27 protein-coding genes are annotated in these 25,647 nt (G+C 42.0%); 7 read left to right on the forward strand and 20 right to left on the reverse strand.

Going from position 1 to position 25,647, the window contains the following annotated elements:
- Positions 1-3: 3 nt before the first annotated feature.
- Together ES896_RS00930 and ES896_RS00935 are read right to left on the reverse strand one after the other, a co-directional pair.
- Complete coding sequence (locus ES896_RS00930) at positions 4-438, reverse strand: DUF86 domain-containing protein (RefSeq protein WP_024719757.1); 435 nt, start codon at positions 436-438, stop codon at positions 4-6.
- 19 nt (positions 439-457) lie between these two features.
- The gene (locus ES896_RS00935; protein WP_008346837.1) at positions 458-733 is read right to left on the reverse strand and encodes a YutD family protein; all 276 of its coding nucleotides are present in this window, start codon (positions 731-733) and stop codon (positions 458-460) included.
- 120 nt (positions 734-853) lie between these two features.
- Between ES896_RS00935 and ES896_RS00940 the strand changes: the two genes are divergently transcribed.
- The gene (locus tag ES896_RS00940; RefSeq protein WP_007500413.1) at positions 854-1,489 is read left to right on the forward strand and encodes a YhcN/YlaJ family sporulation lipoprotein; all 636 of its coding nucleotides are present in this window, start codon (positions 854-856) and stop codon (positions 1,487-1,489) included.
- Positions 1,490-1,528: 39 nt separating this feature from the next.
- Here the strand turns inward: ES896_RS00940 and lipA are convergent, their stop codons facing one another.
- Positions 1,529-2,425, reverse strand: a complete 897-nt coding sequence (gene lipA, locus ES896_RS00945) for a lipoyl synthase (RefSeq protein ID WP_008360456.1) — start codon at positions 2,423-2,425, stop codon at positions 1,529-1,531.
- Between the two features lie 323 nt (positions 2,426-2,748).
- On the opposite strand from lipA, the gene ES896_RS00950 reads away from it, so the two are divergent.
- On the forward strand, positions 2,749-3,693 hold the full coding sequence (locus tag ES896_RS00950) for a M23 family metallopeptidase (RefSeq protein ID WP_234710308.1): 945 nt from the start codon (positions 2,749-2,751) through the stop codon (positions 3,691-3,693).
- An 81-nt stretch (positions 3,694-3,774) separates the two neighbouring features.
- On the opposite strand, the gene ES896_RS00955 is transcribed toward ES896_RS00950, so the two are convergent.
- Positions 3,775-4,005, reverse strand: a complete 231-nt coding sequence (locus ES896_RS00955; RefSeq protein WP_008346846.1) for a hypothetical protein — start codon at positions 4,003-4,005, stop codon at positions 3,775-3,777.
- A 224-nt stretch (positions 4,006-4,229) separates the two neighbouring features.
- On the opposite strand from ES896_RS00955, the gene ES896_RS00960 reads away from it, so the two are divergent.
- On the forward strand, positions 4,230-4,694 hold the full coding sequence (locus tag ES896_RS00960) for a DUF2691 family protein (protein ID WP_081114360.1): 465 nt from the start codon (positions 4,230-4,232) through the stop codon (positions 4,692-4,694).
- A 78-nt stretch (positions 4,695-4,772) separates the two neighbouring features.
- Here ES896_RS00960 and yunB read toward each other — a convergent pair whose 3' ends face one another.
- From yunB to ES896_RS00980, 4 genes are all read right to left on the reverse strand, one after another.
- Entirely contained in the window at positions 4,773-5,543 is a 771-nt protein-coding gene (yunB, locus tag ES896_RS00965) for a sporulation protein YunB (protein ID WP_135226246.1), read from the reverse strand.
- 69 nt (positions 5,544-5,612) lie between these two features.
- Positions 5,613-5,918, reverse strand: coding sequence for a YunC family protein (locus tag ES896_RS00970; RefSeq protein ID WP_007500404.1), 306 nt, complete (start codon positions 5,916-5,918; stop codon positions 5,613-5,615).
- Between the two features lie 67 nt (positions 5,919-5,985).
- A complete protein-coding gene (locus ES896_RS00975) occupies positions 5,986-7,359 on the reverse strand; it encodes a bifunctional metallophosphatase/5'-nucleotidase (RefSeq protein WP_135226247.1) in 1,374 nt (457 codons plus the stop codon).
- A 63-nt stretch (positions 7,360-7,422) separates the two neighbouring features.
- On the reverse strand, positions 7,423-8,274 hold the full coding sequence (locus ES896_RS00980) for a DUF72 domain-containing protein (protein WP_135226248.1): 852 nt from the start codon (positions 8,272-8,274) through the stop codon (positions 7,423-7,425).
- Between the two features lie 311 nt (positions 8,275-8,585).
- On the opposite strand from ES896_RS00980, the gene ES896_RS00985 reads away from it, so the two are divergent.
- Together ES896_RS00985 and ES896_RS00990 are read left to right on the forward strand one after the other, a co-directional pair.
- Positions 8,586-9,758 carry a PucR family transcriptional regulator gene (locus ES896_RS00985; protein WP_135226249.1) on the forward strand — a complete coding sequence of 391 codons (1,173 nt, stop codon included), beginning with the start codon at positions 8,586-8,588 and terminating at the stop codon, positions 9,756-9,758.
- A 64-nt stretch (positions 9,759-9,822) separates the two neighbouring features.
- A complete protein-coding gene (locus ES896_RS00990) occupies positions 9,823-10,980 on the forward strand; it encodes an oxalate decarboxylase family bicupin (RefSeq protein ID WP_007500396.1) in 1,158 nt (385 codons plus the stop codon).
- Positions 10,981-11,028: 48 nt separating this feature from the next.
- Here ES896_RS00990 and ES896_RS00995 read toward each other — a convergent pair whose 3' ends face one another.
- Together ES896_RS00995 and ES896_RS01000 are read right to left on the reverse strand one after the other, a co-directional pair.
- A complete protein-coding gene (locus ES896_RS00995; RefSeq protein WP_019743815.1) occupies positions 11,029-12,222 on the reverse strand; it encodes an MFS transporter in 1,194 nt (397 codons plus the stop codon).
- A gap of 163 nt (positions 12,223-12,385) precedes the next feature.
- Positions 12,386-13,621: a pyridoxal-phosphate-dependent aminotransferase family protein gene (locus ES896_RS01000; protein WP_025207926.1), complete on the reverse strand. Its 1,236-nt coding sequence runs from the start codon at positions 13,619-13,621 to the stop codon at positions 12,386-12,388.
- Positions 13,622-13,794: 173 nt separating this feature from the next.
- Between ES896_RS01000 and ES896_RS01005 the strand changes: the two genes are divergently transcribed.
- A complete protein-coding gene (locus ES896_RS01005) occupies positions 13,795-14,673 on the forward strand; it encodes an endonuclease I family protein (RefSeq protein ID WP_116306160.1) in 879 nt (292 codons plus the stop codon).
- Between the two features lie 121 nt (positions 14,674-14,794).
- On the opposite strand, the gene ES896_RS01010 is transcribed toward ES896_RS01005, so the two are convergent.
- The 10 genes from ES896_RS01010 to ES896_RS01055 all read right to left on the reverse strand — a co-directional run bounded on the left by ES896_RS01010 (position 14,795) and on the right by ES896_RS01055 (position 24,156).
- A complete protein-coding gene (locus tag ES896_RS01010; RefSeq protein ID WP_039963822.1) occupies positions 14,795-15,253 on the reverse strand; it encodes a hypothetical protein in 459 nt (152 codons plus the stop codon).
- A gap of 125 nt (positions 15,254-15,378) precedes the next feature.
- The gene (locus ES896_RS01015) at positions 15,379-16,098 is read right to left on the reverse strand and encodes an IucA/IucC family C-terminal-domain containing protein (RefSeq protein WP_065461003.1); all 720 of its coding nucleotides are present in this window, start codon (positions 16,096-16,098) and stop codon (positions 15,379-15,381) included.
- 21 nt (positions 16,099-16,119) lie between these two features.
- Positions 16,120-17,157: a FecCD family ABC transporter permease gene (locus ES896_RS01020; protein ID WP_057079118.1), complete on the reverse strand. Its 1,038-nt coding sequence runs from the start codon at positions 17,155-17,157 to the stop codon at positions 16,120-16,122.
- Complete coding sequence (locus ES896_RS01025) at positions 17,150-18,166, reverse strand: FecCD family ABC transporter permease (RefSeq protein WP_135226250.1); 1,017 nt, start codon at positions 18,164-18,166, stop codon at positions 17,150-17,152. The genes ES896_RS01020 and ES896_RS01025 overlap by 8 nt, the downstream gene beginning before the upstream one ends.
- A gap of 70 nt (positions 18,167-18,236) precedes the next feature.
- Complete coding sequence (locus ES896_RS01030) at positions 18,237-19,190, reverse strand: ABC transporter substrate-binding protein (RefSeq protein WP_007500381.1); 954 nt, start codon at positions 19,188-19,190, stop codon at positions 18,237-18,239.
- A gap of 139 nt (positions 19,191-19,329) precedes the next feature.
- Complete coding sequence (locus tag ES896_RS01035; RefSeq protein WP_008346992.1) at positions 19,330-20,232, reverse strand: alpha/beta hydrolase; 903 nt, start codon at positions 20,230-20,232, stop codon at positions 19,330-19,332.
- Positions 20,233-20,303: 71 nt separating this feature from the next.
- Positions 20,304-21,215, reverse strand: a complete 912-nt coding sequence (locus ES896_RS01040; RefSeq protein WP_135226251.1) for an alpha/beta hydrolase — start codon at positions 21,213-21,215, stop codon at positions 20,304-20,306.
- Positions 21,216-21,699: 484 nt separating this feature from the next.
- Entirely contained in the window at positions 21,700-22,128 is a 429-nt protein-coding gene (gene psiE / locus ES896_RS01045; protein ID WP_135226252.1) for a phosphate-starvation-inducible protein PsiE, read from the reverse strand.
- A gap of 38 nt (positions 22,129-22,166) precedes the next feature.
- A complete protein-coding gene (locus ES896_RS01050) occupies positions 22,167-23,474 on the reverse strand; it encodes a HAMP domain-containing sensor histidine kinase (protein ID WP_135226253.1) in 1,308 nt (435 codons plus the stop codon).
- Positions 23,461-24,156 (reverse strand): response regulator transcription factor, encoded by a 696-nt coding sequence (locus ES896_RS01055; RefSeq protein ID WP_046526621.1) that lies wholly within the window; start codon positions 24,154-24,156, stop codon positions 23,461-23,463. The genes ES896_RS01050 and ES896_RS01055 overlap by 14 nt, the downstream gene beginning before the upstream one ends.
- 236 nt (positions 24,157-24,392) lie before the next feature.
- Here ES896_RS01055 and ES896_RS01060 point away from each other — a divergent pair, with 236 nt between their 5' ends.
- On the forward strand, positions 24,393-25,598 hold the full coding sequence (locus tag ES896_RS01060) for a DUF418 domain-containing protein (RefSeq protein WP_135226254.1): 1,206 nt from the start codon (positions 24,393-24,395) through the stop codon (positions 25,596-25,598).
- The last annotated feature ends 49 nt before the right edge of the window (positions 25,599-25,647 follow it).

Raw genomic sequence — 25,647 nt, forward strand, 5'->3', positions numbered from 1 at the left:
GGTTTATTTAAACGCTGATACTGGTCCAAGCTCCTGCTCCAAGTAAGTGCGAATTCGATTCGGGAAGACTTGCAGCGCCTGTTCTACCTCACTGATGACCTGCAACAAATCGTGATGAACCACTTCTTGGTATTGCTGAACAAGTGTTTTACGGCACGAGACCAGTTTTTTCAGGTGAGTGCCTTCTTCTGTTGGTACAACCTTTTCGTCCACAAGAATATCCATGATGTCGTCATAGCTTCCCGGGTCCCGCATGATAAAGCCGTCAATCATATCATTTCCTGTATCAAGAATACATTCGACGAGCAAATGAACAATTCGTTCCAGCGCTTTTTTTTCTAAAGGGCTTGACCATGTTTGATGACTGCGCATCAAATCATATTGCTCCTCAAAAAAACGTAATGTCTCTTCAATCTTCTTTCTGTCTACGAAATACATCATGACGCTCCCCTTTGCGTTATTTTCTAATCCGCTTTAAGACAAAATAGGCACAGCCAAAATTACAGTATTCATAAATGTATTCATCGAGTGTACTGATTTTTGTATCGAATGTGGCCTTTTGGTTTTGGTCATCAAAAAACCCCTTCAGCCTAAGCTGGTTGTAGCCCCAATCCCCCACAATATAATCATACTTATTTAAAATATCTGAGTACCTTGCTTTAAACGCTTCCTCATCAAAGCCGTCTTTGATTTCTCTGACAAGATCAAAGGTAGCATTCTGAATGACGATCATCTTCTCACCTCTTTTTAAACGATCCATCTTTAATGATAATTCATTGGAACAACTCCATCAATTGCTAAAGCATGTTTTTTCCGATTTAGCCGAAGCTAAAGAAAAAAGGAGGTCACATTTATGATGAAACAACTCACAGCCACTATTCTCCTATGCATGCTTTTAGGCGGGTGCGGCTTTCAATCAGGCATGAACCGGCAAGTGGATGAAGATTCTTCCAGCAAGACAATCCGCCTGTCTGATCGTCATGAAGGAAATAATTCCAACATGCCAGAAGCAGATACGAATCGAGCAGGCTATGTTCGTTATCAGCGCCAGCAAGTAACCGATCAAAAGGAAAGAACCCCTGCTTTAAATCGTGAGCACCTTGCCCACGTGATTACAAGTTTAGCCATCCAGCTGCCAAATATAAAGGATGCAGCAACACTTGTCACAGACGAGGATGCCCTCATTGTGTATCGAACAGGCAACAAAAACCGAGATGAATCAGCCGATCAAGTGAAAAAAACAGCGGTTTCTGTTCTCCCTCGTTATTATCATGTGTACGTCTCTGATAACCCAGAGCACTTTCAATCCATTGCCAATTTTTCACGTCTTCAAACCAATTCACGTGATTTTGATCAAATTTTAACAAAAACGATTCAACAAATGAAATACTCTCCTCAAGGCGGAGATATTTCAACGAAAGAAGATGCCAATGGCATGACGAATTCCGATCGGACCATGAGACGAAACGCACCTTACGGCCAAAATTAATACGAGAAAAAACGCCAGAGAGCTCTGGCGTTTTCTTTGTTATGCTTGCGCCTGACGCTTCTTAGACGCTTCGTTTACTTGTTCGTCTGCATGATAAGAAGAACGGACAAGCGGTCCAGCTTCACAGTGGCTAAAGCCTTTTGACATGGCAATTTCCTTCAGCTCTGCAAACTCATCTGGATGGTAGTATTTTTGCACTTTCAAATGCTTTTTCGAAGGCTGTAAATACTGACCAATTGCCATGATGTCGACGTTATTAGCAAGAAGATCATCCATAACTTCAATGATTTCTTCCTTCGTTTCACCAAGTCCAATCATAATGCTTGATTTCGTTGGAATGTCAGGCTGCATTTCTTTTGCACGACGCAAGAATTCCAATGAACGATCGTATGTAGCCCGTGCACGAACTCTTGGTGTTAACCTGCGTACTGTTTCAATATTGTGATTTAAAATATCAGGGCGTGTATCCATTAACGTTTTCAAATTATCATAATTGCCACCCATGTCTGAAGGGAGAACTTCAATTGTTGTGAATGGACTTTTTCTTCTAATGGCACGAACAGTTTCAGCAAACACGCCTGCTCCGCCATCTTTTTGGTCATCCCTTGCAACCGCTGTTATAACAGCGTGCTTTAAATTCATCAAAGCCACTGAATCTGCCACGCGTTCTGGCTCTTGCAAGTCTAATTCAGTAGGAAGTCCGGTTTTCACCGCACAGAAACGGCATGCGCGCGTACAAACAGATCCGAGGATCATAAATGTAGCAGTTCTTCTCACTGCCCAGCATTCGTGAATATTCGGACATTTCGCTTCCTCACAAACGGTATGCAGGTTGTTTTCCCGCATCATTTTTTTCAAACCGGTATAGTTTTCATTCGTATTCAGCTTAATTTTAAGCCAGTCCGGTTTTCTTACGTGCTCTTCCTTCTTTGCCAATTCCATCATCTCCATATGAATTCGTTAAAGGTGCATATACAATCATCTTCCTGCTATATACGATGGATGCAGCTGTTGCCGCAAAAAATTGAATCTTCGGCCTAAGGCCTTTTCTTTAGACACTTTAACATAGTACAGATTGAACAACAAGGGAATGAGCTGCAAAAATACCCAAAAGACTCCTAAAATAACAGAAGAAAATTACTAACATTTTCTTCTTATGAAATAACGTGATCAAACCACACTAAACGGTAGAAGAGATGTTCGAAGAAAGGAGATGGACGTTTGTGAAAGTGGTTTTAGCGATCATCATCGCTCTTTCAATGATTCCCGCATCAGTCCATGCACAAGGGGCAAACAAACAGCCTGATGAATTAAAACAGCGAATGGCACTGTATGAAAAGATCGCCATCACCACACAGGTCCCGTGGTATGTACTTGCTGCGGTTGATCAGTATGAACACAATATACGCAAAAGCAGAAGAGATTTACCCAAACAAACAGGTGTGATTGGCATCTACATTCCCCGGGAAATGTGGATAGGACCAGAAAATCCAAATAAGCAAGATACCTCACCATTAAGCATTAAAGTGTTCGACGGTATTGGGCTTGATGGAAATGGGGATGGAAAAGCGGAAATCGATAACGATGAAGATGTCCTGTTCACGTTTGCTCAATACTTGCTTCATTACGGCAGCAGCATCGATCAATTAAAAATCGCGCTGTGGGATTATTACGGACGTGATCAAACCGTTGGAATCATTTCATCTTTTATGAAGCTCTATAAGCATTACGGCCATCTTGACCTTGGTAAGCATGCGTTTCCTCTTCCGGTTGGCGCTGACTACAGCTACAGGAGTACATGGGGTGATGCGAGAGGCTTTGGAGGCAGAAGAATTCATGAGGGCACTGATCTTTTTGCTCATTACGGTCTTCCTGTTCGTGCGACATCGTACGGAGTGATTGAAATGAAAGGCTGGAATCGCTTTGGCGGCTGGCGGATCGGCATTCGAGATATTCATAATCATTATCATTATTTTGCCCACTTAAATGGCTTTGCTAAAGGACTCAAAGCTGGGCAGATTGTAGAACCTGGCCAAGTCATCGGATCAGTCGGAAGCTCCGGTTACGGTCCACCTGGCACAGCAGGAAAATTCCCGCCACACCTTCATTACGGCATGTATAAAGACAATGGACGAACTGAATGGTCGTTTGATCCTTACCCTCATTTAAGGGCATGGGAAAGAGCCGAGCGGAAACGTCGATAAATAAAAGGAGAAGTTTAGCGATACCGCTGGCTTCTCCTTTTAATATGTATCAACATTTTCCCGGTCATCACTTGTCTACTGTTACTGCTTATGCTTTTCTTTCAATCCTAAAACTAAAAAAAGAATACCCATGATGAAAAAAAGGAGATACACAACTGTTACTTCAAGTGGAATCATGTCAAACATCCCTCTAAATAAGTCGACACTCAAACTGTCACTCCCAGCTAATAATATCGATGCTGACATATATTTAGCACTAAATACAATGGCAAATACTAAAAAACAAAATCCGCTTACATGAATTTTCTTCATATCAATCAAATCCTCCTCTCACTTTCATAACTGACGATCGTGAAAAATCAGCCTTCAGGATAGCTACACTATTCAAAAAGGAAAACAATGAACATTTATCATGGCACGCGATTCGTATGGAATCAAGTGGTTAATTAGGATAAGATGAACAGATCACATAAATAAGTCTAAGCATCGCAGCCAATGAAAGATTACTTCACAAAGAGTAGTTAGGGGGTTGTTTTTTGAAAAGAGGACTGACCTTTACCATTCCAAATGAATACGGAGGCTTCCTTGGAGAAGTGCTAAAACCGATCGACATCACTAAATTCAGCTGGCGAATCGATACCGAAGACTCGAATATACTAGTTGATGGCGAAAAAGATGAAGAACTTTTTCCTGAAGGTAAAACAGAAATGGACGGTATAGAACTCAAACACCTCATTGAAAACAAGACGTATTATATGATTTTCGCCGATTTACAAGCATATCCAAAAGGGACATTGACTCATATTAAGACCTATGAAGAATTTATTGAAAGCCAATGCGAGCTTGTTCTTTTAGTAGCCGATTGCTCCTATGTCACGATCTATTGCAAAAATAAGGGAACACTCGAATGGCTATACAAGAATGCAGTTGAATGTGGATTTGAAGACGTGACCTATATCACCGATGAAAATGATGCAAGGACAAGACTGTCTGTTTCGTAACAATAAAACGTGCATCACAAAAACACTATATGCAATCACAGCGTATGAAAAAAACAGCCCAATTCGTCCATTGGGCTGTTATTCTTTCTTATCCTTTTTCTCTGGCAGAACAATCGATGGTGCGCCTGAATTTGTTCCGCTGCCATTATAATAATCTGGGACGTCTCCTTGAACGGCTTGAATGGAGACAGGCACGGAGTTTTTGACGACGATGGTTTCTGAGGCGAATGGGATGATGACTCTCACCTTCACCTCAATGAGCACACTAATATCAATCAAGGCATTGTTAATGCCATATGGCTTGATGTTTTTTTCAACGTCTGTATGCGGGTCACCAATGACACTAAATCGTACAGGTACTTTTGGTCCTAGGTTGGCGATAAGTGCATTTCCGGACGCTTGCCCAAGCGGAATGTTATATATAATGCCGTCATGTCCATCTGTTTGATCCTTTAATGCTTCTTTTGCCTCTTTTTGAAAATTCCCCTTTTCAATGTCCTCTAGATTTTTTTGAAGGTGACGTGACAGGTCAGCCATTGCTTTCGATGTTGCTTGCGCATTGAAGTCGATAGTTGTTACTTTGCCGTTCTCACTTGTATTCATCACAACCATATCCTTCATATTCTCCTGATCATCTGCAAAATCCTGAACAGAATATTGGATGAGATGATTGGCAATTCGTTCTGTTTCTAGTTCAGCAATGTGAATCAACGTTGGTTTAATGGAACGATTGATGAAGAATAGGCTAATGACAGTTGAGAGCACAAAAAATAATATGGCAAGCAGCATGACATAACGAAATGGCAGAGGGCCCTTTTTATAGGGGCGATAACGGCGGTTTAATCTCAATAAAAAATCCCCCCTTCTCCATTACAAGTGTATGCAGACAGGCGGGGGGATAGGAATCATCTGTTCATTTTATTTCACCATTTTTAATAATGCATCTCTTCCAATTGTGCCAGCATGAATGCCGAGCGACTCAGCGGCATATGTCACAGATTCTAAAGGTGCATCCAGCAATTGCTCGATGGTTCTTACACCGACTGCTCTTCCTGCGATGATTCCTCTATCTGCAAGCTTTTCATTTAGGAGCCCGACATCAAGTGCACCGCACATAATATAACCATGCTCATTTGTCACTGCCATGAAATTGGTCTTTGGCAGTTTGACGGTGACGGCTGTAAAGGAATGGCCATCAATTGTAATAGGTGTTAAATTCACCATATCCCTTCACTCCCTTCAACACAATCTATGTGAAGGGAGGGCAAGTGTTGTTAGGCTGGAGCGGATTTCACTTTGCGTCCTTCAATCGCCAGCTCAGGACATCACGTAAAAATTCCGGCATGAAATATTCAATGTGTTCATGGTCACGTATATGAGGAAAAAGAGAGCCAAGTGTATACATATCCACTGTGCCAACCGTATAGGAATCATCTTCTTTGACGAGTTGATCGTTTACATAGACCTCTTTTACTCGTTTGGCTTCGCCCTCTTCTAATGAATAAGTCAAACCGCTGTATAGCATTTTCCCCATCAGTTCGCCTCTAAAGCCAAAGCCTTTGATGCGTAGCTGTTCCATTTTTTCTTCACAGCCACGAGACACTGTTTCGATCAATTGCTTCCCAGTAAGTGTCACCCTGATTGGATTAATGGGATGCGGGCATATCCGGTGAATGTCTTCTCTTGTGACGATGCCAGCCTCTAATGAATCAAGCACCATCCCAGCATTCATCATGCCGATATCTGCCTCGCACCATTCTTTAATGGCATCTGTTAAAAGCTGTGGAAGCTGGGAGTCATCAAACCACTTTGTTTCGAGCTTAGATTTAATGGATGTCACTTTTTCCTGCATGAGTGACTTCGCTCTTCTTTCTGCTTTCTGTAAAGTCGTGATCGCTTCATCGGATTCACTGATCAGCTGGTCCACTGATTGCACCGTCGCTTTTTTCTCGATGAGCTCGCTACTCGCTGTGTCAATGGTCAGCTCGACACAGCCAATATAATGCCCATACTTTTCAGCACATGCAAGAAGAACGCCATTATCCATCTCGCCCTGTTCTAAAAGATGATGCGTATGTGAGCCTAAGATGATGTCGATTTCCGGGAAGTCATGGGCTACCTCTCGATCATGGATAATGCCTAGATGGGAAAGAAGAACAATGACATCGACTTGTCCTTTCACTTCTTGTAGCATCTCCCGTATGCTCTCAAATGGGTCTGTAATGTCCCAGCCCAGCTTTTCATAGACAGGTGTATACGCAATGGTCACCCCTAAGACGGCGATCTTCAGTCCATTTTTCAACGTGATCACTTCATAAGGCTTTGCCCACGATGGTCTTTTGCCTTTTTCAAATAAATTAGATAAAATCACCGGGAATTGCGCGTCTTTGTACAATTGGTCGAGCTGCTCATGAGGCAACGTAATGCCTTCATTATTACCAATTGTGACGCCATCATAGCCAAGCTGATTGAGAAGTTTGACATTCACTTTTCCATAATCAGCTTCTGATACAAGGTTTACTCGATCCATATGATCGCCAATATCAAATAAGAGCATCTGATCGTGAACTTGACGCTTTTCTTCAATATAAGCTGCGATTTTTGGCCAGTTTTCAAAGTGGCTGTGCAAGTCGTTTGTATGATATAACCATAGCTTTTGCAGCATGTTGATCTCTCCCTCAAGTTGTCACTGAACCGTCTCGTTCAAGTTGAAAGCCGCAGCTCTCGTTTAACTAAATAAATCTAACTGCTTCGGGGATAAGCTTGAATACGTCAAATCCAGCAAATCAATCATTTGCTGGCCATTCGTCGCCGCATCTCCGCCTGAGTTATTATTAAATACGACATATACATCTTTCGATTGTTGATGCAGGATGTCGAGGTTCTTTTTCCATTCCTTTAGTTCAGCTTCATTATATAAATATAAGTAACGAACTTCACGCCAGTTCTCATGATCTGCCGGGTGAAGCCAGCCTTGTTTATTTCTTCCGTGGAAACGGACCAATGTTTTGTCACGGTGTGTGGCTTTTATGACTGGCGGTATAGATCCTTCTCCGACTTGCGGTTCATCACAGACGGAATGAATCCACTCTTCTTTCTCCATAAAGGATAAGGTTTGTTCATAAAACTCGTCTGAAAACCAAGTTCGGTTTCGGAATTCGAGTGCACAAGGAATGTCCCCCATCTTCTCCTTACACCATCTTAAATAGTGGACGTGCTCCTTTTTGCAATCAAACCATGGTGGAAATTGAAACAGAACCATCGCCAGTTTCCCTGCTCGAATGAGAGGAGTCAGTGAAAGAATAAAGGCATCAAACATTTCTTCCTTTGAAGCAAACGGGATCTCGCCTCTTTGATGCCCGGTCATTCCTTGATATGCTTTCACAACAAATTGAAAGGCGTCTGGCGTATCTTTTATCCATTTTTCATGGTTCCGCTCAGGCTGAACAGCATAAAAGCTTGCATCCAGTTCCACAATGGGAAACGTTGATGCGTAGTGAAACAGCTTTTGAGAGCTGCCGATTCTCGGCGGGTACAGACTGTCATGATCGCCCCAGCCAGTTAATCCGATATAAATCATCTATCTCACCTCTTGCCACTTGCTTGTCTAAACGGATTTTCCCATTGAAAGTCTTTGTTTCTTGGGATACCCATCTTTCTGAAAGAAATTCTTCTGTCTACAACATATCATATTTACCCATTTTTCTGAATGAAGATGACTGATGTGATGTTGCCCTGCCATCTTTTTTGTGATATTACATCACAACTTTCTATCTAAATTGAATGGAGCTGATAACATAATATTGATATCAGAGACTTTGACAGCGATTGTCCATTTTTTTATTCATCTTCACCAAAGGCTTCAGCTCTAAAAAAGGAGAATGAGTGGATATGAACATTGTCGATCATCATGTTGAAGCATTGCAAAAAGTGGCCCAAAGAATTCATCAGCCTGTCTATTTGATCAATCAGTATGGACGTATTCTTTTCACCTCACCCCAAGGTATGACAAATCCAGATTGGATACAAATGCTCCGCTTGCTTCACAGTACGCAGCAGCAATATTTTTCTATGGTTCATTCAAAAGAAAGCCTTTCTGTTTTTCCTATCTATATAAACGAACAAGCTTATGATTATTTAGTCGTTCCCGCCTTCATTCATCCTCAAGACGACATGGGGCTGCATTTGATAATTGAACAAGCTGTAAATGCCATGTCCATTTCACGCATCAAACAACATGCTATCAAGCAATCGACAGAGCGAGCCAAAAATGAATGGTTTCGCAAATGGATGGAGGGCACGATTTCCTCAGAGCAAGATGTCACCCGCCTAGCACGCATGTTTGGATTAAACACAACGATTCCCTATTTATGTATCGTCTGTCAACTTGATCAGAGCAGTCATTTCACTTGTTTCCTTAAGCAGCAAACCCTTGTAGATGATGTGTTTGCTTTACTTGAAAGCACCCTTTCGCACTGTCCATATCCCGCCTTTCTTTTTGTCAAAGGAGATATCGGCATCTTCCTTATAGAAGAGACTGGCGGGTGGCAGGCAATGAACAAATCGATCTGCTCTTTTTTAAAACAAATGCAGATCCTTATTAAACAGCATGTGAATGCCACCATTTCCTTTGGTGTGAGCTTAAGCGGTTATCTCATCACCGATCTGCCAAAAGGATTCAGTGAAGCTGCCCATGCTCTGCAATCAGGCCAGCTCTCATTACGAGCTGAATATATTCAGTTCTATCAAGCAAAAGATGTGTCAGATTTACTGAGGCTCATCCCAGCAAAAGATTTAACAACATTCTATGAGCGGTACCTCCACCCATTATATGAACAACCACAAGTCGATCCAAATCTTCTCCACACCTTATCTGTTTATGTCGAAACACATTGCCATATTTCAGAAACAGCCAAGCGTTTATCTGTTCATCGCAACACCGTGATATATCGACTGGAGAAATGTGAAGAACTGCTCCAGATCAGCCTAAAAGATCCTGACGCAACATTGCGCTTGCGATTAGCTTTGCGTATTCAAAAGCACCTTTCATCCGATTCCAATTGAATCTTTTTTTCTTACGCCTCATATATTTTGGAGGAGAAATGTGAATGACAAGGAGTGGTATCAAATGGATGAGGAGATTCGTCACATCCCGCAACCGATTCGAGACGATGGGGCCGGCGCAACCGATTTAGGCCCGCGAGACGTTCTGCGCGATATGGAGAACCCAGATATGTTCGTTCCCCCTAAAACGGATGCGGGGACGATTCCTAATTTAAAATTTTCATATTCTGATACACATATGCACTTGAATCATGGCGGCTGGTCGAGAGAAATTACCGAGCGAGAGCTGCCTGTTTCAACAACGATTGCTGGTGTAAACATGCGGCTTACGCGCGGAGGTGTTCGTGAGCTTCATTGGCATAAGCAGGCGGAATGGGCATATATGATTTTAGGCAAAGCCCGGATCACATCTGTAGATGCAGAAGGACGGAATATGATCGCTGATGTAGAAGAAGGAGACTTGTGGTATTTCCCGCCCGGTATTCCGCACTCCATTCAAGGTCTTGAGGATGGCTGTGAGTTTCTCCTTGTGTTTGATGATGGTGCTTTTTCTGAATTTGATACGTTCACCATCACAGACTGGTTTGCTCATACACCAAAAGACATTCTTTCTGCTAATTTCGGCGTGCCAATCAAGCTGTTTGACCGCATTCCACATAAACAGCGCTATATGTTTCAAGGCTCTTCACCGGCATCTATTGAAAGCCAAACAGTCTCTGATCCATACGGCGGCATCAAACCGCCATTTACCCACCAGCTCCTTCGTCAAAAACCAATCGTGACCTCTGGTGGAACCGTGCGAATCGTCGACTCACGCAATTTTCCAGTATCTAAAACCATTGCTGCTGCACTTGTGGAGGTAAAACCTGGCGGGATGAGAGAAATGCACTGGCACCCGAATAATGATGAGTGGCAATACTATTTAACCGGTACAGCCAAAATGACGGTTTTTGGGGCAGGCGGGACAGCTCGCACTTTTAATTACAGAGCAGGTGATGTTGGTTATGTTCCTTTCGGGATGGGGCATTACATACAAAATATCGGGCAAACGAGCCTTTGGTTTCTAGAAATGTTTAAAAGCGATCGATTTGCTGATATTTCATTGAACCAATGGATGGCCTTAACCCCTCCTCAATTAGTGAAGGAGCATTTGCATGTAGACGATGCATTGATTCATGCGTTGCATAAAGAAAAATCACCAGTTGTGAAGTATGAGCGATGACGAAAAAAACCGATCCATTTGTGCTGATCGGTTTTTTCTATGCTGTCATTACGATACGGCATGGGAATGTTGCTGCGCTTTTTTCGCCCATAAAATAGAAGCAATGAAACTCATACAAAGCACCAGCGTTCCAAACATAAATGGCAGCTCAATATTCACATCAAATAAAATACCCGCAAGACTTGGCCCGACGATATTCGCAAGGCTCATAAAGGAGGTATTGAGGCCGCCTGCTACCCCCTGCTGATTCCCTGCCATTTTAGAAAGTAATGTATTAAGAGCTGGACGAACAAACGAGGTGGCTGATAAAAATAAAATGGAGCCCGTAAAAATGAGCCAAAAGGAAGGAGCAAAGCGGCAGGCGATCAGCATAAACGCCGCAGCTAAAAGGGCATAACGGACGACACGCATTTCGCCAAATCGTTTCACAAAGGTATTTACTAAAGCACCTTGAACGATGACACCCGCAAGTCCAGCTACTGTAATGACAAATGCAATATCCTTCGGTGTAAAGCCATGTTTTTGGTCCACATATAAGCCAAAGATCGATTCAAAATGAATGATTCCGAAATTCAAAACAAAGGCCAAGATAAACAAAAAACCGTATGGTGTTTTTAAAGCCTGAATCATCTGCGTAAAAGGATTGAAATGAAGCTCTTTATTCAATCGTGCTTCTTCCTGCTTTTCCTTTGTTAAAGTTTCAGGTAAGAACAAGAAAGACAACAGCGTCGACAGGGCTGCAAAGGAACCAGCGATGAGGAAAGGAAAAGCAATCCCAAACTCAACCAAATAACCCCCAACACCCGGTCCAATGACAAAGCCTAACGTCATTGCTGCACTAAATAGCCCCATTCCTTTCCCTCGATCCTTTTCACTTGTGATATCAGCAATGTAGGCAAACATGGCGGGCATCAGCAGCGCACCAGCAGCTCCGCCTAAAAACCGAGACACAAACAGCATCCAAAGCTGATCGGCAAATGCAAAAATAAATTGAGCTACCGTAAAGCCGGCAATCCCGGCAATAATCAATTTTCTGCGTCCAAATCGATCAGTCAGCGCTCCGGCGACGGGTGATAAAGCAAATTGTGTGAGGCCAGTTGCAGCAACGAGGAAACCAAGTGTTTTCCCAGTTGCGCCAAAGGCTTCAATATAACTTGGCATGACAGGAACGATCAGACCAAATCCAAGCATGGCAATAAAAATATTGAGCATCAAAATGTACAATCTGCCCATTTTTTTCATATTAAAACCTCTTTCTTCAAAATAAATGAAAATGATGACAAAAATGATAAGAACTTCTTCAGTATAGCGATATCGCTCTCTATAAGTCTAGTTTTTCAAAAAACAGCGTTTTTTCCCAAATAAAAAATACCCGCTGGTGGCGAGTATTTTGAGTATCCCTTTTTTATTCAGCTTGTTCATAGATGGAAAGAGCCGCCTGTAACCCGGCGCCACAATTGATGGCTGCTCCGTACTTCATCAAGATGGCTTCAAGGCCTGCTAAAACAAATAGAATATTTTCCTTTCGGCAGCTATAGCCCATTGAGCCAATTCTCCATATCCGTCCTGCAAGCGGCCCAAATGAACTCGCAATTTCAATTCCAAAATGATGAAGAAGATCAGCCCGGACCGCTTCTCCGTCGATATCACTTGGAATGACGATACACGTCACGACCGGCATTTTGCAGTCTGGATCACCAAATAATTCAAGCCCCATCGCTTCAAGTCCTGCCATTAAAGCCTTTTCATGAAACAAGTGGCGCTGAAAACGTTCCTCCAGACCTTCCTCTAGCACAAGTCGAACCCCTTCTCTCAGTGCATAAAGCATCGTTGTCGCTTCTGTATGATGATTTAACCGCCTCGGGCTCCAATAATCTTGCAGCTGGCTTAGATCAAAGTAATTGCTTTTGATTGGAGAAATGTCTACCTGTTTTTGCAGTTCGTCCTGTGTTGCAATCCCTTTTTCGACTTTCTTTCTCAATTGTACGACGTCTGCCACTCGTTCATTATATGTGATCGGTGACATCCCTGATGGAACAGACAAGCATTTCTGCGAGCCCCCAATTGCCGCATCGATTTTCCATTCGTCTACCTTGACCTCGACTCCACCAATTGTCGCCACAGCGTCTACAATAAAAAGCGCATCAAGCGCTCGGCATGCTTCACCAATTTTCTCAAGCGGCTGTAATCTTCCGGTAGAGGTTTCACCATGAACCATCGCAACAATTTTCGGCTTGACTTGATGCATCTCTACGATGATGTCGTCTTGCTTAAAAACCGTTCCCCATTCACATTCCATTGTATGTACCTCAGCACCATAGCGCTGTCCAATTTCAATCAGCAAATGACCGAAGCGTCCAAAGACCGGAACGAGCATCACATCTCCGGGCTCGATCACACTGGCAAGCACAGCTTCAAGCCCTGAGCGGGACGTCCCATCAATTGGATAAGCCCATTCATTTTCTGTTTGAAAAAGTGATCGTAATAAGGTCATCGTTTCATTCATGATCTCTGTAAATGCAGGATCAAATTGACCAAGAATTGGTGTACTCATCACCCGAAGGACTCTTGGATCTACTTCGACAGGTCCTGGTGTCATAATGGTTCTAGTAGGTGTGTGTAGTTCTTTCATGTTATCCATCCTCTCCCTTGCTGTGTCCATCCTTATATGCCCACTTATACAGCAATGCTGATAAAATAGCAATCTCTTTTCTTACGAATTGATTACATAAAATTTACGATAAATCCATTTATTTCTTTATGGCAATATGATAGAAATAAAGAGTATACATTCCCTATGAAGGAGGAAATAGAATGAAAAGATCTTTATTTGGAACTGTGGCCGCCGGAATCATGATTTTCGGTACATTTGCCGCTCCGCTGCCTCCCGCTGCAAGTGCTCAAGGCTTTACTCTGAATGAACCGAGTCAAACCATCACCTTTTCCCCGTTACAGCTTCAAACCGAAACATCTGCTCAACATGCGAAAACAACCGCTTCAAGTCAAATTGATTCCTATTACCAATCTGCTGCTGGCAAATCTGGGCCTGCTCTTAAGAAAGCATTACACGATATTATTGATGATCATACGCAGCTATCCTACAGCCAGGTTTGGGATGCATTAAAGAAAACGGATGAAGATCCAAAAAATCCAAGCAATGTGCTTCTGCTCTATAGCGGTATCTCCAGGTCAAAGCAAGCAAATGGAGGAAACGTGGGACAGTGGAACCGGGAGCATGTGTGGGCTAAATCTCACGGCAATTTTGGGACGAGCCAAGGACCTGGTACAGATCTCCATCACCTTCGGGCAACAGACGTACAAACGAATAGCACACGAGGTAATTTAGATTTTGATATAGGCGGAAATGAATACAAGGGAGCGCCGGGCAACTTCTACGACAGCGACTCATTTGAACCTCATAGCCGGGTGAAAGGAGATGTAGCAAGAATGCTCTTTTATATGGCCGTCCGATATGAAGGCGATGACCGCTTCCCAGATTTAGAATTAAACAACAAAGTGAATAATGGAAGCGCCCCTCTTCACGGCAAAATGTCTGTCCTATTGAAATGGCACAAGCAAGATCCAGTCGATCAAATCGAACGGAATCGTAACGAAATCATCTATCAAACGTACCAGCACAATCGCAATCCTTTCATTGATCACCCTGAATGGGTAAGCGATATTTGGGAATAAAAAAGAGAGACACTGCTATGAGCAAGCAGTGTCTCTTTCCAATTAATATCTCTAAAAAAGATGATCATACAACATCAAACACACTTCTCATCTTATAAAGATTCTGATCATTATGTTATGTTTATTCCCCCAATTTACTAATAATAATTCTTTCTATATTGCGATCTAAACAGAAAAATTCTATTTTGATATCATGCTTTGAATCCTTATAGCCTAAAATCTCATATCCTTGATCGTCATTTCTACGATAATAATTTTCACCTAAATAATCATAGATATCTTTTTTAGTTGAATGAATATTTATTGTGTTGTTTATATTACTTTGATTATTTTCTAAAGAGATTGCCACTATTTCTTTTCTATTATTCACTTTAAAATAATTTGAATTTGAAGTTTTAATCCACTCGTTTTCACTATAGTTTCTCTTTATTAATCCCAACTTCAATTCTCCCACCTTTAATTCAGTAAGATTTGTACTTTTTACTTTAAGAAAAGAGATGTGGTTTTTAAGTGGTTGAATGAAGAACAAGCCAATGATGATGATGAAAATAAAGATGATATATAAGATAATTTTTTTCATATCAGTTCCTTCCATAAATGATGATATAATGAAACAATATAACATAAATATCATATTTAAATTTACTGTATAAATATTTAAGAAAAATCTAATCTAATAAAAAAACACCTTGCATAAGGTGTTTTTTACTTTAGCGGACAGACGAGACAATAATCAAGGCTCTCTGATTTTTTCTCAAGCTTATAATACATACAGCAAGTCTTTCGATTTGATGTGTCTAGCAAACTTTCATCTAAATTTAAGCTGTGCTGAAAAGGATTTTGCTTCGCTCCGAAAAGATCACCCGATGCCTTCTTCAGAAACAAATAATCCTCCCGTACGCGCTCTTTCATTTTAGGCTCTTCCGTTTCTCGCATCATGCTACGGTAAAGAGAATTGATACGTACCGCTACATTTTCCCATAAAATTGAATACGGAAGTCTTGAAGTACGTTTCAATACATCTAAAAGAGGTGTGACACACTGCGTAAATAGCATGCGGACGACCTGCTCTCTCCACTCATGACGATCTCCTTCTGACTGAACAAATGAACAGAGCGTTTCATCTAGCTCAATTTTACGATCTTCTCTAAAGACACACGCCTCTGGTGAAAACCGGTAGACAGCATCATACATCGTCATCAAGTACAAAGTAGAACTAACAGCTAAATAGGCATAGCGTTTTGAAAACATGGACGCCGCCACTGCTATATTCGGTGCATGCATCGCTTCCTTTTCAGCTTCTAATAAACGTCTGATAGATGCTTCTGAAAAAAGCGCAGCAAGTGTGCGATCAGATGTCATTGGTCCATTTGTGATGTGTACCCCGAAATCAAGTAATTCTCTCTCAACCCACTCTGGCTTCATATCAAAACCCCCATCTTTCGTTTAACGATTTCGCTGTTGATATAACAAATAAATAAAGAACGGTGCGCCGATTGCAGCCGTAAACACACCTGCCGGGACATCTAACGGGAGAAAAGCCGTTCTCGCAACTAAGTCTGCCAGCATCACGAGAATACTTCCAACAAGCGCAGATGCTGGAACAAGCGCAATAAAGGAACGACCGATGATCATCCTTGCAACATGCGGCGCCATCAGTCCGACAAATTCAATACCGCCTGCGAAGGCAACGGCAATACCGGCTAATGTCACACTCATCAGTAGAAAGAATAACCGCTTCGCCTGAACCTTGACCCCGAGACCTGTTGCAAGATCATCTCCAAGCTCCTTCACATTCATCGTTCTTGCCAGCACCATGACAATCGGTAAAATCATCAATACCCAAGGAAGCATTGCGATGACGTCCTTCATTGTAGAACCATATAAACTGCCCGTCAGCCAGATGTATGACTTGGTCGTGGTCATCGTATCGCTGAGCACAAGAGTAAACGTCACACACGCCTTCATAATGGCGGAAATCCCAATCCCCATCAAGACGAGCGTGATCGGCTTGACGCCTTTTTTCCATGAAAGCAAATAAATCAGGCATGATACCGCAAAAGCGCCTGCAATGGCCCACAACGACTGATAAGCAATAGGCACAGTGCCCATCCAAAAGACGATGAACATAATGGCGCCAAACGACGCACCGCTCGTAATTCCTATGATGTCAGGCGATGCAAGCGGATTTCGAATGAGACCTTGTAAAATAAGCCCCGATACCGCAAGTGCCGCTCCCACTAAAACCGCAAGCAGGGTCCTTGGAATCCTCAACGTATTTAATACAAACGTATTTCCCTCGCCTTGTCCGAAGATATGTAGCAGCACATCAGCAGGCGGAATAAACCGGCTGCCCATACAAAGGCTCAGAATAAATAAACCAAAGGCAATGCCTGTCAATAATAGTAAAATTAAAAACGTCCGCTTTGAAAATTGAAATGAAATGCGTCCGCCCTTTGAACGCACTGTGTATGTTTTAGCCACCTGTCTTCAACCCCTTGCGCACGAGATAAACAAATAGAGGCGCTCCTGCTACCGCCGTCATGACACCAATCGGTACTTCCTGCGGCATGATCAGAAAACGAGCGGCAAGGTCTGCGACAAGTAAAAGCGACGCCCCTACAACGGCACAATACGGCAGTACCCAGCGGTGGTCAGGTCCAACGAGCTTTTTCACAATATGCGGCACAAGAAAACCAACAAATCCAATGGATCCTGCAACAGCGACGGAACCTCCTGCTAAAAAGACGACAAGTACCCCCATCGTCATCTTCAAAAGAAGCGTACGCTGGCCAAGCCCTTTCGCAATATCATCACCCGATAAAAGGACATTGATCGAGCGACCAAGAAGCAGCGCCACCACAGTCGCCCCAAGAATATAAGGCAGCACTGGCAGCAGCATATCTATACTTCTTCCTGACACTGAACCAGCCATCCAGAACAGGATGCTTTGAATGGACTGTTCATTGACGATTAAAAGTCCTTGAGTAAAGGACGCAAACAGAGCAGATATCGCAGCACCTGCGAGTACAATTTTGACCGGTGTCAGTCCGTCTCTTCCAATGGAGCCTAGAAGAAAGACGAGCATACCTGCAATGGCAGCGCCTAAAAAGGCCGTCCACATATAACCTGTTAACGAATCGGTAGAAAAGAAAACAATCGAAATCACAATAAAAAAGAGTCCACCTGCATTAATACCTAAAAGATCTGGTGCAGCCAGCGGATTCCTCGTCAATGCCTGCATGAGTGCACCTGAAATCGCTAGACTTGATCCAACAACCGTCGCAATTAAAGCTCTTGATAATCTGGATGTCATGACAATGACACTGTTTGGATCTGACTCATCAAACTGAAGAAACGCATGGATGGTGGCTTTGAGGGAAATTGAGGTTTGCCCAAGAGAAATACTGAGCATAAAAAAGACCAACATCAATACGATGAATCCAGCAAATAGCAGTGCCTTGCTCGAATCCTTTTTTAATAAACTTCTCATCTGATTCCCGCTTTCAATCTGTTATGGAAAAAGGAGAAAATGGTTTTTCACATTTTCTCCTCTGCTACACTTATTTATCAAGCCCTAGACGATCATAAATATCATCAAGCATCATGTTTGCAGCGGTGATACCGCCAGCCATGTTCCAAGTGATTTCATCGACTTTATGCACTTGTTTCGCTTTCACTGCGTCAAGCTGCTTCCATAAAGGATGACTTGTCCACTCTTTATATGCTTTTTCAACTGCTTTATCCTGATCATCCATGAAGTAATAGATCACATCTGCATCCATTTGTGGAATGCTCTCTTTGTCTGTAAGTGTAATGATATCTTGCTTTTTATCTTTGACATTTTTAGGACCTTCAAAGCCTAGCTCTGTTAAAATTGAACCTGCAAACCCAGTTTGATAGATTCTTGCATGATCTGCACGGAAGTTCACCACAGACACACTCATTGGCCAGTTTTTAATGTCTTTCTTTGCTTTTTCTTTGAAGTCAGCGACACGGTCATCCCACTTCGTCAGCAATTCTTTTGATTTGTCTTGCTTGTTTAACGCTTCACCCATTAAATTCACTGTGTCTTTAAAAGTGAACACTGTTTCTGTTGCAACAGTTGGAGCGATTTCTTTCAGCTGATCAAAAATTTGCTCGTGACGGATTTTTGATGCAATGATCAAATCTGGCTTCAGCTTTTCAATTTCTTCTAAGTTTGGTTGTGTTTCCTGCCCAACAATTTTGACACCCTTTAAATCATCTCTTAAATATTTATACGTAGGTGCTTCAAGCCAAGATTCTACAACACCCACTGGTTTAATGCCCATAGCGACGGCTGCATCCGTTGCTCCTTGATACAACGTCACCACACGTTTAGGCGATCCTTTAATTTCAGTTGAACCGATAGCGCTTTCAACGGTTCTTGTTTTCTCATTACTATCTGACTTGCCTTCACTGCTATTACTGCCACAAGCCGCAAGTAATACGATGGAGAGCACAACTAATAGCGACCAAAAAGATTTTTTGAACATGTACCTCACCTATCCATTCTATATGTAGTCATATCGTTTGATAACGATTCTCATTATCACACTATGATTTTATCATAGAAAAGGATGGTGTCAATGTAAATTTTTAAGAAAAAGGTAGAGTGTTGACTAGTTGTTCAGGTTAATTGGAACTTTTCCACATTTGGATGGTACGCCCAATCTTTTTTCCCGATTCTAGTAAAATGGACAAATGAGTATGGTTTTCTATCACTTGGTAAACAGATTGATTTTTCACCTGCTGATTTGGAAGCGCCAGATACGGATGAAATTTGTCTACGTCGTATAACTCATCCTCGCTTCCAACAAACATGCCATAAGGCTGGTCCAGCCTTGCAAATTGTTTTTGAGGTGCAGATGGCGTTAAGGCAAGAGACATATTGATGGTAATGCCTGTTAAAAGAAGTGGATCTTGTGCAATCACCCATGCTGGGTAGTGAAATCGTACAGCTTCTGAATGCCCCATCAGCCTTCCTTTTGTCATCGCAGATAGCACGAATTTCCAAACTTGAACTGTGGCAAAAGGGACTTGATTAGACTTCGCTGTGTCAGATTTGTAGCCAAATTCAGGAGCAATAAAAAAGTAACCGTCTACTTTTCTTTTTTCATCCCAAGATAGATATTGAAGCAGCAATCCAGCTCCAGAGGAATGACCACAAAGATAAAGTGCTCCTTCGTGCTGCTGTTTGATGACATCCACAACTTGCGAAATATCTTGCCACACGTCAGTGACTTTGGGTGTATCCCCCTTCTTTCCTTCAGAATATCCGTGGCCTCTCAAATCCAGCAAAAACACATTCACGTGAAAATCATGTTGCAATGTATAGGCAATATGCTCATAACCAGCCAAGCTGTGAGCGCCTCCGCCATGAATGATGATCACATTGGTCTGCGTGTTTGTTTCTGATAAAAACGGATAATAAGCAAGACGTATGCCGTCATGTGATTGAATGAACTGTCTTTCTGGAATAGCTACAGGAGCTACTTCCTGCATACTTGTAAATGAGAACGGTTCTGTTTCGTTCATAATTAACTTTTGATCCTCCAATTAGAAACGAGAATGGCTAGAGCATTGCTGGCCATCCTCATGTTCGCATCCTATTTTGTCATATCCCTCAAAGGGAACGTCTTACTCTCAATAATGGCGACAATTTGTTTTAACGCTTGGTTCGCTTCGGGAATAGGGAAGACAGGAAAGACGTGATTCATTTTTGGGTATTCGATATAGTTGATGGGAACACCCTGCTTGTCTGCCATCTCTTTGAATTTCCGGGCATCTGGGAGAAAGAATTCATGAGTGCCAATAAAAACAGAAATTCGTCCTAACGATTTGATTTCTCCATAGATCGGGCTGATCAAATGATGTGTTTCATCTGTATTACCTGCATAGGCTTTGCCCGATTCGATCAGTAAATCTAGGTTGAGCATTGGCTCTTTTGGAACCATTTTAGCGATATCAGGATGACTTAATGTCACATCAAGCCATGGTGATAATAGAATCATGTTTCCAGGTTGCGGGAGACCTTTTTTTGCTAAGTATTGAGCAAAGGCGAGCGATAAACCGCCGCCAGCAGAATCACCCATGATGACGATTTTTTCTGGTGTTCCTTTTTCTAAAAGAGCTTGGTAAACTGGGAGAACACTCTCGATTGCATCCATATACTGATGATTTGGTGCTTTTGGATAAACTGGCACATACACCGTACTATTTAATTGCTTCGTCAATCGATCCAAGAAACGCCAATGCCATACGAGCGGCTGCTCAATATAGCCTCCTCCATGTAAAAATAGCACCTGATGATCATCTGGCTGCACATCTGATTTCAACATGTACGTATCGACTGAAAACGTGCTGCTTTTGGTGATGTGATATTTCTTTTTCAACTTCTCAGGCAGCACATAAGGTAATTGATTCGCCATTCTTCGTTCTTCTAAATACCCCTCAACATTCAGTTTCTTCTTTGTAAGTACAAGTAACCATTCAACAAACAAACTTTGAATACTTCGCATACGATCGACCCCTATAGATAGAATGATGACAATCAATGTCTAGGAAAAGAATGGTTTCTCTTTTTCTAAAGCATAACATAAGAACTTGTGAATCCGTTAACTGCTTTGGACCTTTTTCTATACATATATTCATTTATGAACACCTGTCTATTTATATTATATTTTCTAGATACATCATCATCAATTGTCAATCTTTCAATCATTGTTCATTAATCAACACATATTCAAAAACTGTTCATTTAAACACAAAAAAGACGAGTGTTGACCACTCGTCCCAGATTGTTGACAAAGGGCTAAAATGAACTTGATTTTAGCCCTTTGTCTTCTTTTCAGCGTGATAGAAAACCTTTGCAGCCCTAGGAAGGACGAGCATCGGCGTGGAGCGAATTTAACATTCGTGAGCACCGAAGCGCAGGACTGACACCGAATGCGAGGGTTTGTCTACATGCTGAGACGAGTGTTGACCACTCGTCCTTCTTCTTCCTTACTTCACTTCCTCATGCTCATGAGCAGTATCTCTTTTGCTCGCGATAAAGAGCGCACAGGTCATCGCAAGAATGGCCAGTGCCCACCAGAATGTCGATACGGCTTGTTCATGATCAATGATAATCAAACGGATGACAGCTGTGATGCCAATATAAATAAAATAGCGCAGCGGAAAATGAAAGTTGGATTTAAAGTATTTAATAATTAAGGCGATAAATTCAAAATACATAAAGAAGATCAGCAGCTCGCCAAGCATTCCATAATAGCTTTCTCCTTTGTTAAACAATGTTTTATAGACGAATTGCACGATGTACCATGTTTCACTAATTAAGAGTACGCTTAGAGCAATCGCTAGAAAGAACAGGCAGATATTCAGAAGGGCTTGCAGAAGATCAGGTAGCTTTTGGAAATTGTTGAATCGTTTCATCAGATTGTTTCCCCATTCCATGATGTTGTTTTTGCTCTCTACATTTTGGTATTCCAAAATCGCAGTACGATGTAGTAGGTATCGTGTTTTTCTACACTTTCAAACTGTCCATGCATTCGGGACATCATCCGCTTGATGCTTCGTTCCCCGAGTCCATTGCTTTCCGGTATGATGTCTGTCTTTTTTATCGCATTGCTCACATGGATTTCAAAGACATCTTGGTCGGATAAAAAAGTGATCTGAATGTCCTTTTCAGGATCTGCGTATTTACGTAAGTTAGACATCACATTATCAAATACTCTGCCAAGCTCCTCGACATTCACATTAATATAGCTATCCGGCATTTCGCCTACAATATGGACCGTGAAATTCTCCTGATGCAGCAGGGCGACCTGATCTGATAGAAGATCATAAATCACTTCTTTCACTGCAACGGTTTCAAGCTCTGACTCGTGCTCTTTATCTAGCAGGAAATAGGCAAATAGATTGTCAGACAGATTCTTTAATTGCAGGGCTTTTCCATACGCACTCGCTATATACTTCTCCTTGCGGGTATCCGCTAGAGCCTCCTCTTTTTTGGCAAATTCCAGATTCATGATGAGTGATGTCAGCGGGGTCCTCATATCATGCGACATTTCGGTCACCAAGCTGCGGCTCTCTTCCTGCAGATCATCAATAGCCTGAAGCTTGTCCAAAAAGGCTGTTCTTAAATCCTCAATGCTCTTTGCAATCATGGCCAATTCATCATGCCCCTTCACTGTCATCTCATAATCGAGCTCACCGCCTTCAAGAATATGAATCTCTTCACGGATCGTTTGCAAGTAACGTAGGCTTCGGCGAATGCCAACAAGCACAATCAGGAGAAAAATGAGTGTTGCACCAAGCAGTTCTAGTGTAAAGGCGAGATCGTGATATCGAGAGGAGTAAAACCCGTCTACCATAACCCTACCTTCTCCGTCGCTAAATTGAACCGGGTAAGAATGACGCTTTGCGTAGTCGGTCACCTTTTCTTTCCCATAGGCCGATTCGTCAGCGACAGAGTAAATCGAGTCATATTGAAGCACTTCATCCTTGTAAACAGTGAGATTAATATAATCTTCTTTTTTCACCCACTCACCGAATGCTTTTCGATCCGTTGAAGTCAGCTCATGTTCTGAAACGTAGCGGCTGAATGTTTGAATGTATCTAGCAGATTCTTCCTTATAGTACTCATCCGAACTTAAATATCCTTCAATCAGGTGATCAGTGATCTTTTGCAGTGTCAAAAAGACAACACCACTTACGATAGCAGCGACCAAAATGAGCAGTGACAGCTTTTTGGTCAGCGTATATTTACGATGTGCCAAACCGGTATCCTCTCCCCCATTCTGTTTTGATATACACGGGACGAGCCGGGTCATCTTCAATTTTGGCACGCAGCTTTCGGATATGCACCATAACCGTATTGTTTGAACAATAAAAATAAGGCTGGCCCCACACGCTTTCATAAATATTTTGAGCAGAAAATATTTTGTTTCGTTTGTTCATGAGCAGTTTTAATATCCGATATTCTAAATCAGATAACTTGATTTGCTGCCCACTTTTCCACACTTCATTAAATTCCTCACTCACCCTCAGGCTACCACCAACTAAATAGGTTTCTTCCTGTTCCTTTTTTTCCTGATAGATGGTATATCTGCGCAATTGCGCCATGACCCTAGCGTGAAGCTCCTCTTCTGAAAAAGGTTTTGTCATATAATCATCTCCGCCAGCGAGTAATCCTTCTGTTTTATCCAATGTACTTGATCTGGCTGTCAGAAATAAAATGGGAACGTTTGAGGAGGCTCTTATTTGCTGGCACGTTTCTATACCGGAGATACCTGGCATCATGACATCCAAAATCACCAAATCCAGCGAATCATCTATAACATGCAATGCCTGCTTGCCATTCATGGCTCTCAACACCTCATACCCTGTACGTGTCAGAGATTCCTGCAACAGGTCACCAATATCCTGATCATCCTCTACAACTAATATTCGATGGGTCATATCTCTCTCACCTCATCCTCCATGACTTCATTCTTATATATTATTACTATATATCATCTAGCTATGTGAAAAGATACACCATAAATCTTAAGTGTTTATGAATATGATCAATTGCCATCAAGTTGTCACATTTATTTTCAAAAAATTGGATCTTCATAAATGATTAAGAATTGGCCTGTATATTGATTCATTGAAGGATCTATCTTTAGATCCAATACATGAAAAGGAGCATTAATATGAATGTAAGCAAGGTAGAACACGGACAACCAATGAGTCTTAAAGAACGGGTGCATTTCTTGGACATCGTACGAGGATTCGCCTTAATGGGGATTATTTTGGTCAACTATTTTTTGATTGTGGATTCGGTCAAGGGATTTGAGATGGAGTCTAATGATGTATTTCACCACATTGTGAATTGGTTTGCCTCGGGGAAATTCATTACGTTATTTTCTTTTCTATTCGGGGTTGGTTTTATGATATTTATGGATCGAGCTACTCAGAAGGTGGATAGTCCGAACAAGCTGTTTGCTCGCAGATTAACCATTCTCTTAGGGATTGGTCTTCTGCATGTCACGTTTGTATGGATTGGTGATATTTTGACCTATTATGCTGTCGCGGGCTTTTTATTGCTTTTCTTTTACAAACGCACAGCCAGAACCATCCTGTACTGGCTGATCACACTCTTTGTGATTCAATTGCTCACGCCTCTTTTCACAATGCTGCTCAATACCATCAGTACAGGATCATCAGGCAAGCCGGATTTTGCTGATTTCGAGCTGACTAGCCACAACAGTCTGGCTTATTTAGCATCTATTGGTGACCGGTGGGCCGATATGGTCACGATGGCTTCCAGCTCATTTTCCACTGTCTATTCGATGTTCTTCATGTTTTTACTTGGTGTGTATTTTGTGAAAATGTCGTTTTTCAAAAACATGGAGACGAAAAAAGCGATTTGGAATCGTATTTGGATGATTTGTACAATCGCTTTTCTTATCACACAAGGCAGTACGATTATGACAGCGGTCACCCCTTTTGAACATTCGCCATGGATGAACATTATCTCTGCACTTGAGCAAAACGGAGGATTAACTGGCAGTATGTTCTATATGAGTTCACTTGCGATGCTGTTTTTGCACGTTCCTCAGCTGCGAGGTGCTTTGATGGTTTTTACCAAGGTCGGACGGATGTCCCTGACCTGCTATTTGCTTCACTCGATCATTGGAACAGTGCTGTTTCTGAAATATGGAGCCGGACTTGCAGATCATCTTCAACCCGCTGGTACGTTCTTCATTGGCATTGGCGTGTATGCCTTCCTTGTCCTTTTCAGTACGTTATGGTTAAAGCGATTTAAGTCTGGACCGATGGAATTTATCTGGCGTCAGCTGACGTATGGAAAGGTCAATGACAAATCGAAAACAAATACATTTCAGGCGGCGAAGTAATAGAAAAAAGGCGAATTACGACAGTTCGCCTTTTTTTAATGTGTTAAGT

Source organism: Bacillus sp. 005/A4HT-01/001, assembly GCF_004634445.1.
Taxonomy (GTDB): Bacteria; Bacillota; Bacilli; order Bacillales; family Bacillaceae; genus Bacillus; species Bacillus altitudinis.

Excerpts from the sequence above, each read along its gene's own strand:
- ES896_RS00930 (WP_024719757.1), bottom strand. The coding sequence starts at position 438 with ATGTATTTCGTAGACAGAAAGAAGATTGAAGAGACATTACGTTTTTTT.
- ES896_RS00935 (WP_008346837.1), bottom strand. The coding sequence starts at position 733 with ATGATCGTCATTCAGAATGCTACCTTTGATCTTGTCAGAGAAATCAAA.
- ES896_RS00940 (WP_007500413.1), top strand. The coding sequence starts at position 854 with ATGATGAAACAACTCACAGCCACTATTCTCCTATGCATGCTTTTAGGC.
- ES896_RS00950 (WP_234710308.1), top strand. The coding sequence starts at position 2,749 with ATGATTCCCGCATCAGTCCATGCACAAGGGGCAAACAAACAGCCTGAT.
- ES896_RS00955 (WP_008346846.1), bottom strand. The coding sequence starts at position 4,005 with ATGAAGAAAATTCATGTAAGCGGATTTTGTTTTTTAGTATTTGCCATT.
- ES896_RS00970 (WP_007500404.1), bottom strand. The coding sequence starts at position 5,918 with ATGGTGAATTTAACACCTATTACAATTGATGGCCATTCCTTTACAGCC.
- ES896_RS00975 (WP_135226247.1), bottom strand. The coding sequence starts at position 7,359 with ATGCTGCAAAAGCTATGGTTATATCATACAAACGACTTGCACAGCCAC.
- ES896_RS00980 (WP_135226248.1), bottom strand. The coding sequence starts at position 8,274 with ATGATTTATATCGGATTAACTGGCTGGGGCGATCATGACAGTCTGTAC.
- ES896_RS00985 (WP_135226249.1), top strand. The coding sequence starts at position 8,586 with ATGAACATTGTCGATCATCATGTTGAAGCATTGCAAAAAGTGGCCCAA.
- ES896_RS00990 (WP_007500396.1), top strand. The coding sequence starts at position 9,823 with ATGGATGAGGAGATTCGTCACATCCCGCAACCGATTCGAGACGATGGG.
- ES896_RS00995 (WP_019743815.1), bottom strand. The coding sequence starts at position 12,222 with ATGAAAAAAATGGGCAGATTGTACATTTTGATGCTCAATATTTTTATT.
- ES896_RS01000 (WP_025207926.1), bottom strand. The coding sequence starts at position 13,621 with ATGGATAACATGAAAGAACTACACACACCTACTAGAACCATTATGACA.
- ES896_RS01005 (WP_116306160.1), top strand. The coding sequence starts at position 13,795 with ATGAAAAGATCTTTATTTGGAACTGTGGCCGCCGGAATCATGATTTTC.
- ES896_RS01010 (WP_039963822.1), bottom strand. The coding sequence starts at position 15,253 with ATGAAAAAAATTATCTTATATATCATCTTTATTTTCATCATCATCATT.
- ES896_RS01015 (WP_065461003.1), bottom strand. The coding sequence starts at position 16,098 with ATGAAGCCAGAGTGGGTTGAGAGAGAATTACTTGATTTCGGGGTACAC.
- ES896_RS01025 (WP_135226250.1), bottom strand. The coding sequence starts at position 18,166 with ATGAGAAGTTTATTAAAAAAGGATTCGAGCAAGGCACTGCTATTTGCT.
- ES896_RS01030 (WP_007500381.1), bottom strand. The coding sequence starts at position 19,190 with ATGTTCAAAAAATCTTTTTGGTCGCTATTAGTTGTGCTCTCCATCGTA.
- ES896_RS01035 (WP_008346992.1), bottom strand. The coding sequence starts at position 20,232 with ATGAACGAAACAGAACCGTTCTCATTTACAAGTATGCAGGAAGTAGCT.
- ES896_RS01040 (WP_135226251.1), bottom strand. The coding sequence starts at position 21,215 with ATGCGAAGTATTCAAAGTTTGTTTGTTGAATGGTTACTTGTACTTACA.
- psiE (WP_135226252.1), bottom strand. The coding sequence starts at position 22,128 with ATGAAACGATTCAACAATTTCCAAAAGCTACCTGATCTTCTGCAAGCC.
- ES896_RS01055 (WP_046526621.1), bottom strand. The coding sequence starts at position 24,156 with ATGACCCATCGAATATTAGTTGTAGAGGATGATCAGGATATTGGTGAC.
- ES896_RS01060 (WP_135226254.1), top strand. The coding sequence starts at position 24,393 with ATGAATGTAAGCAAGGTAGAACACGGACAACCAATGAGTCTTAAAGAA.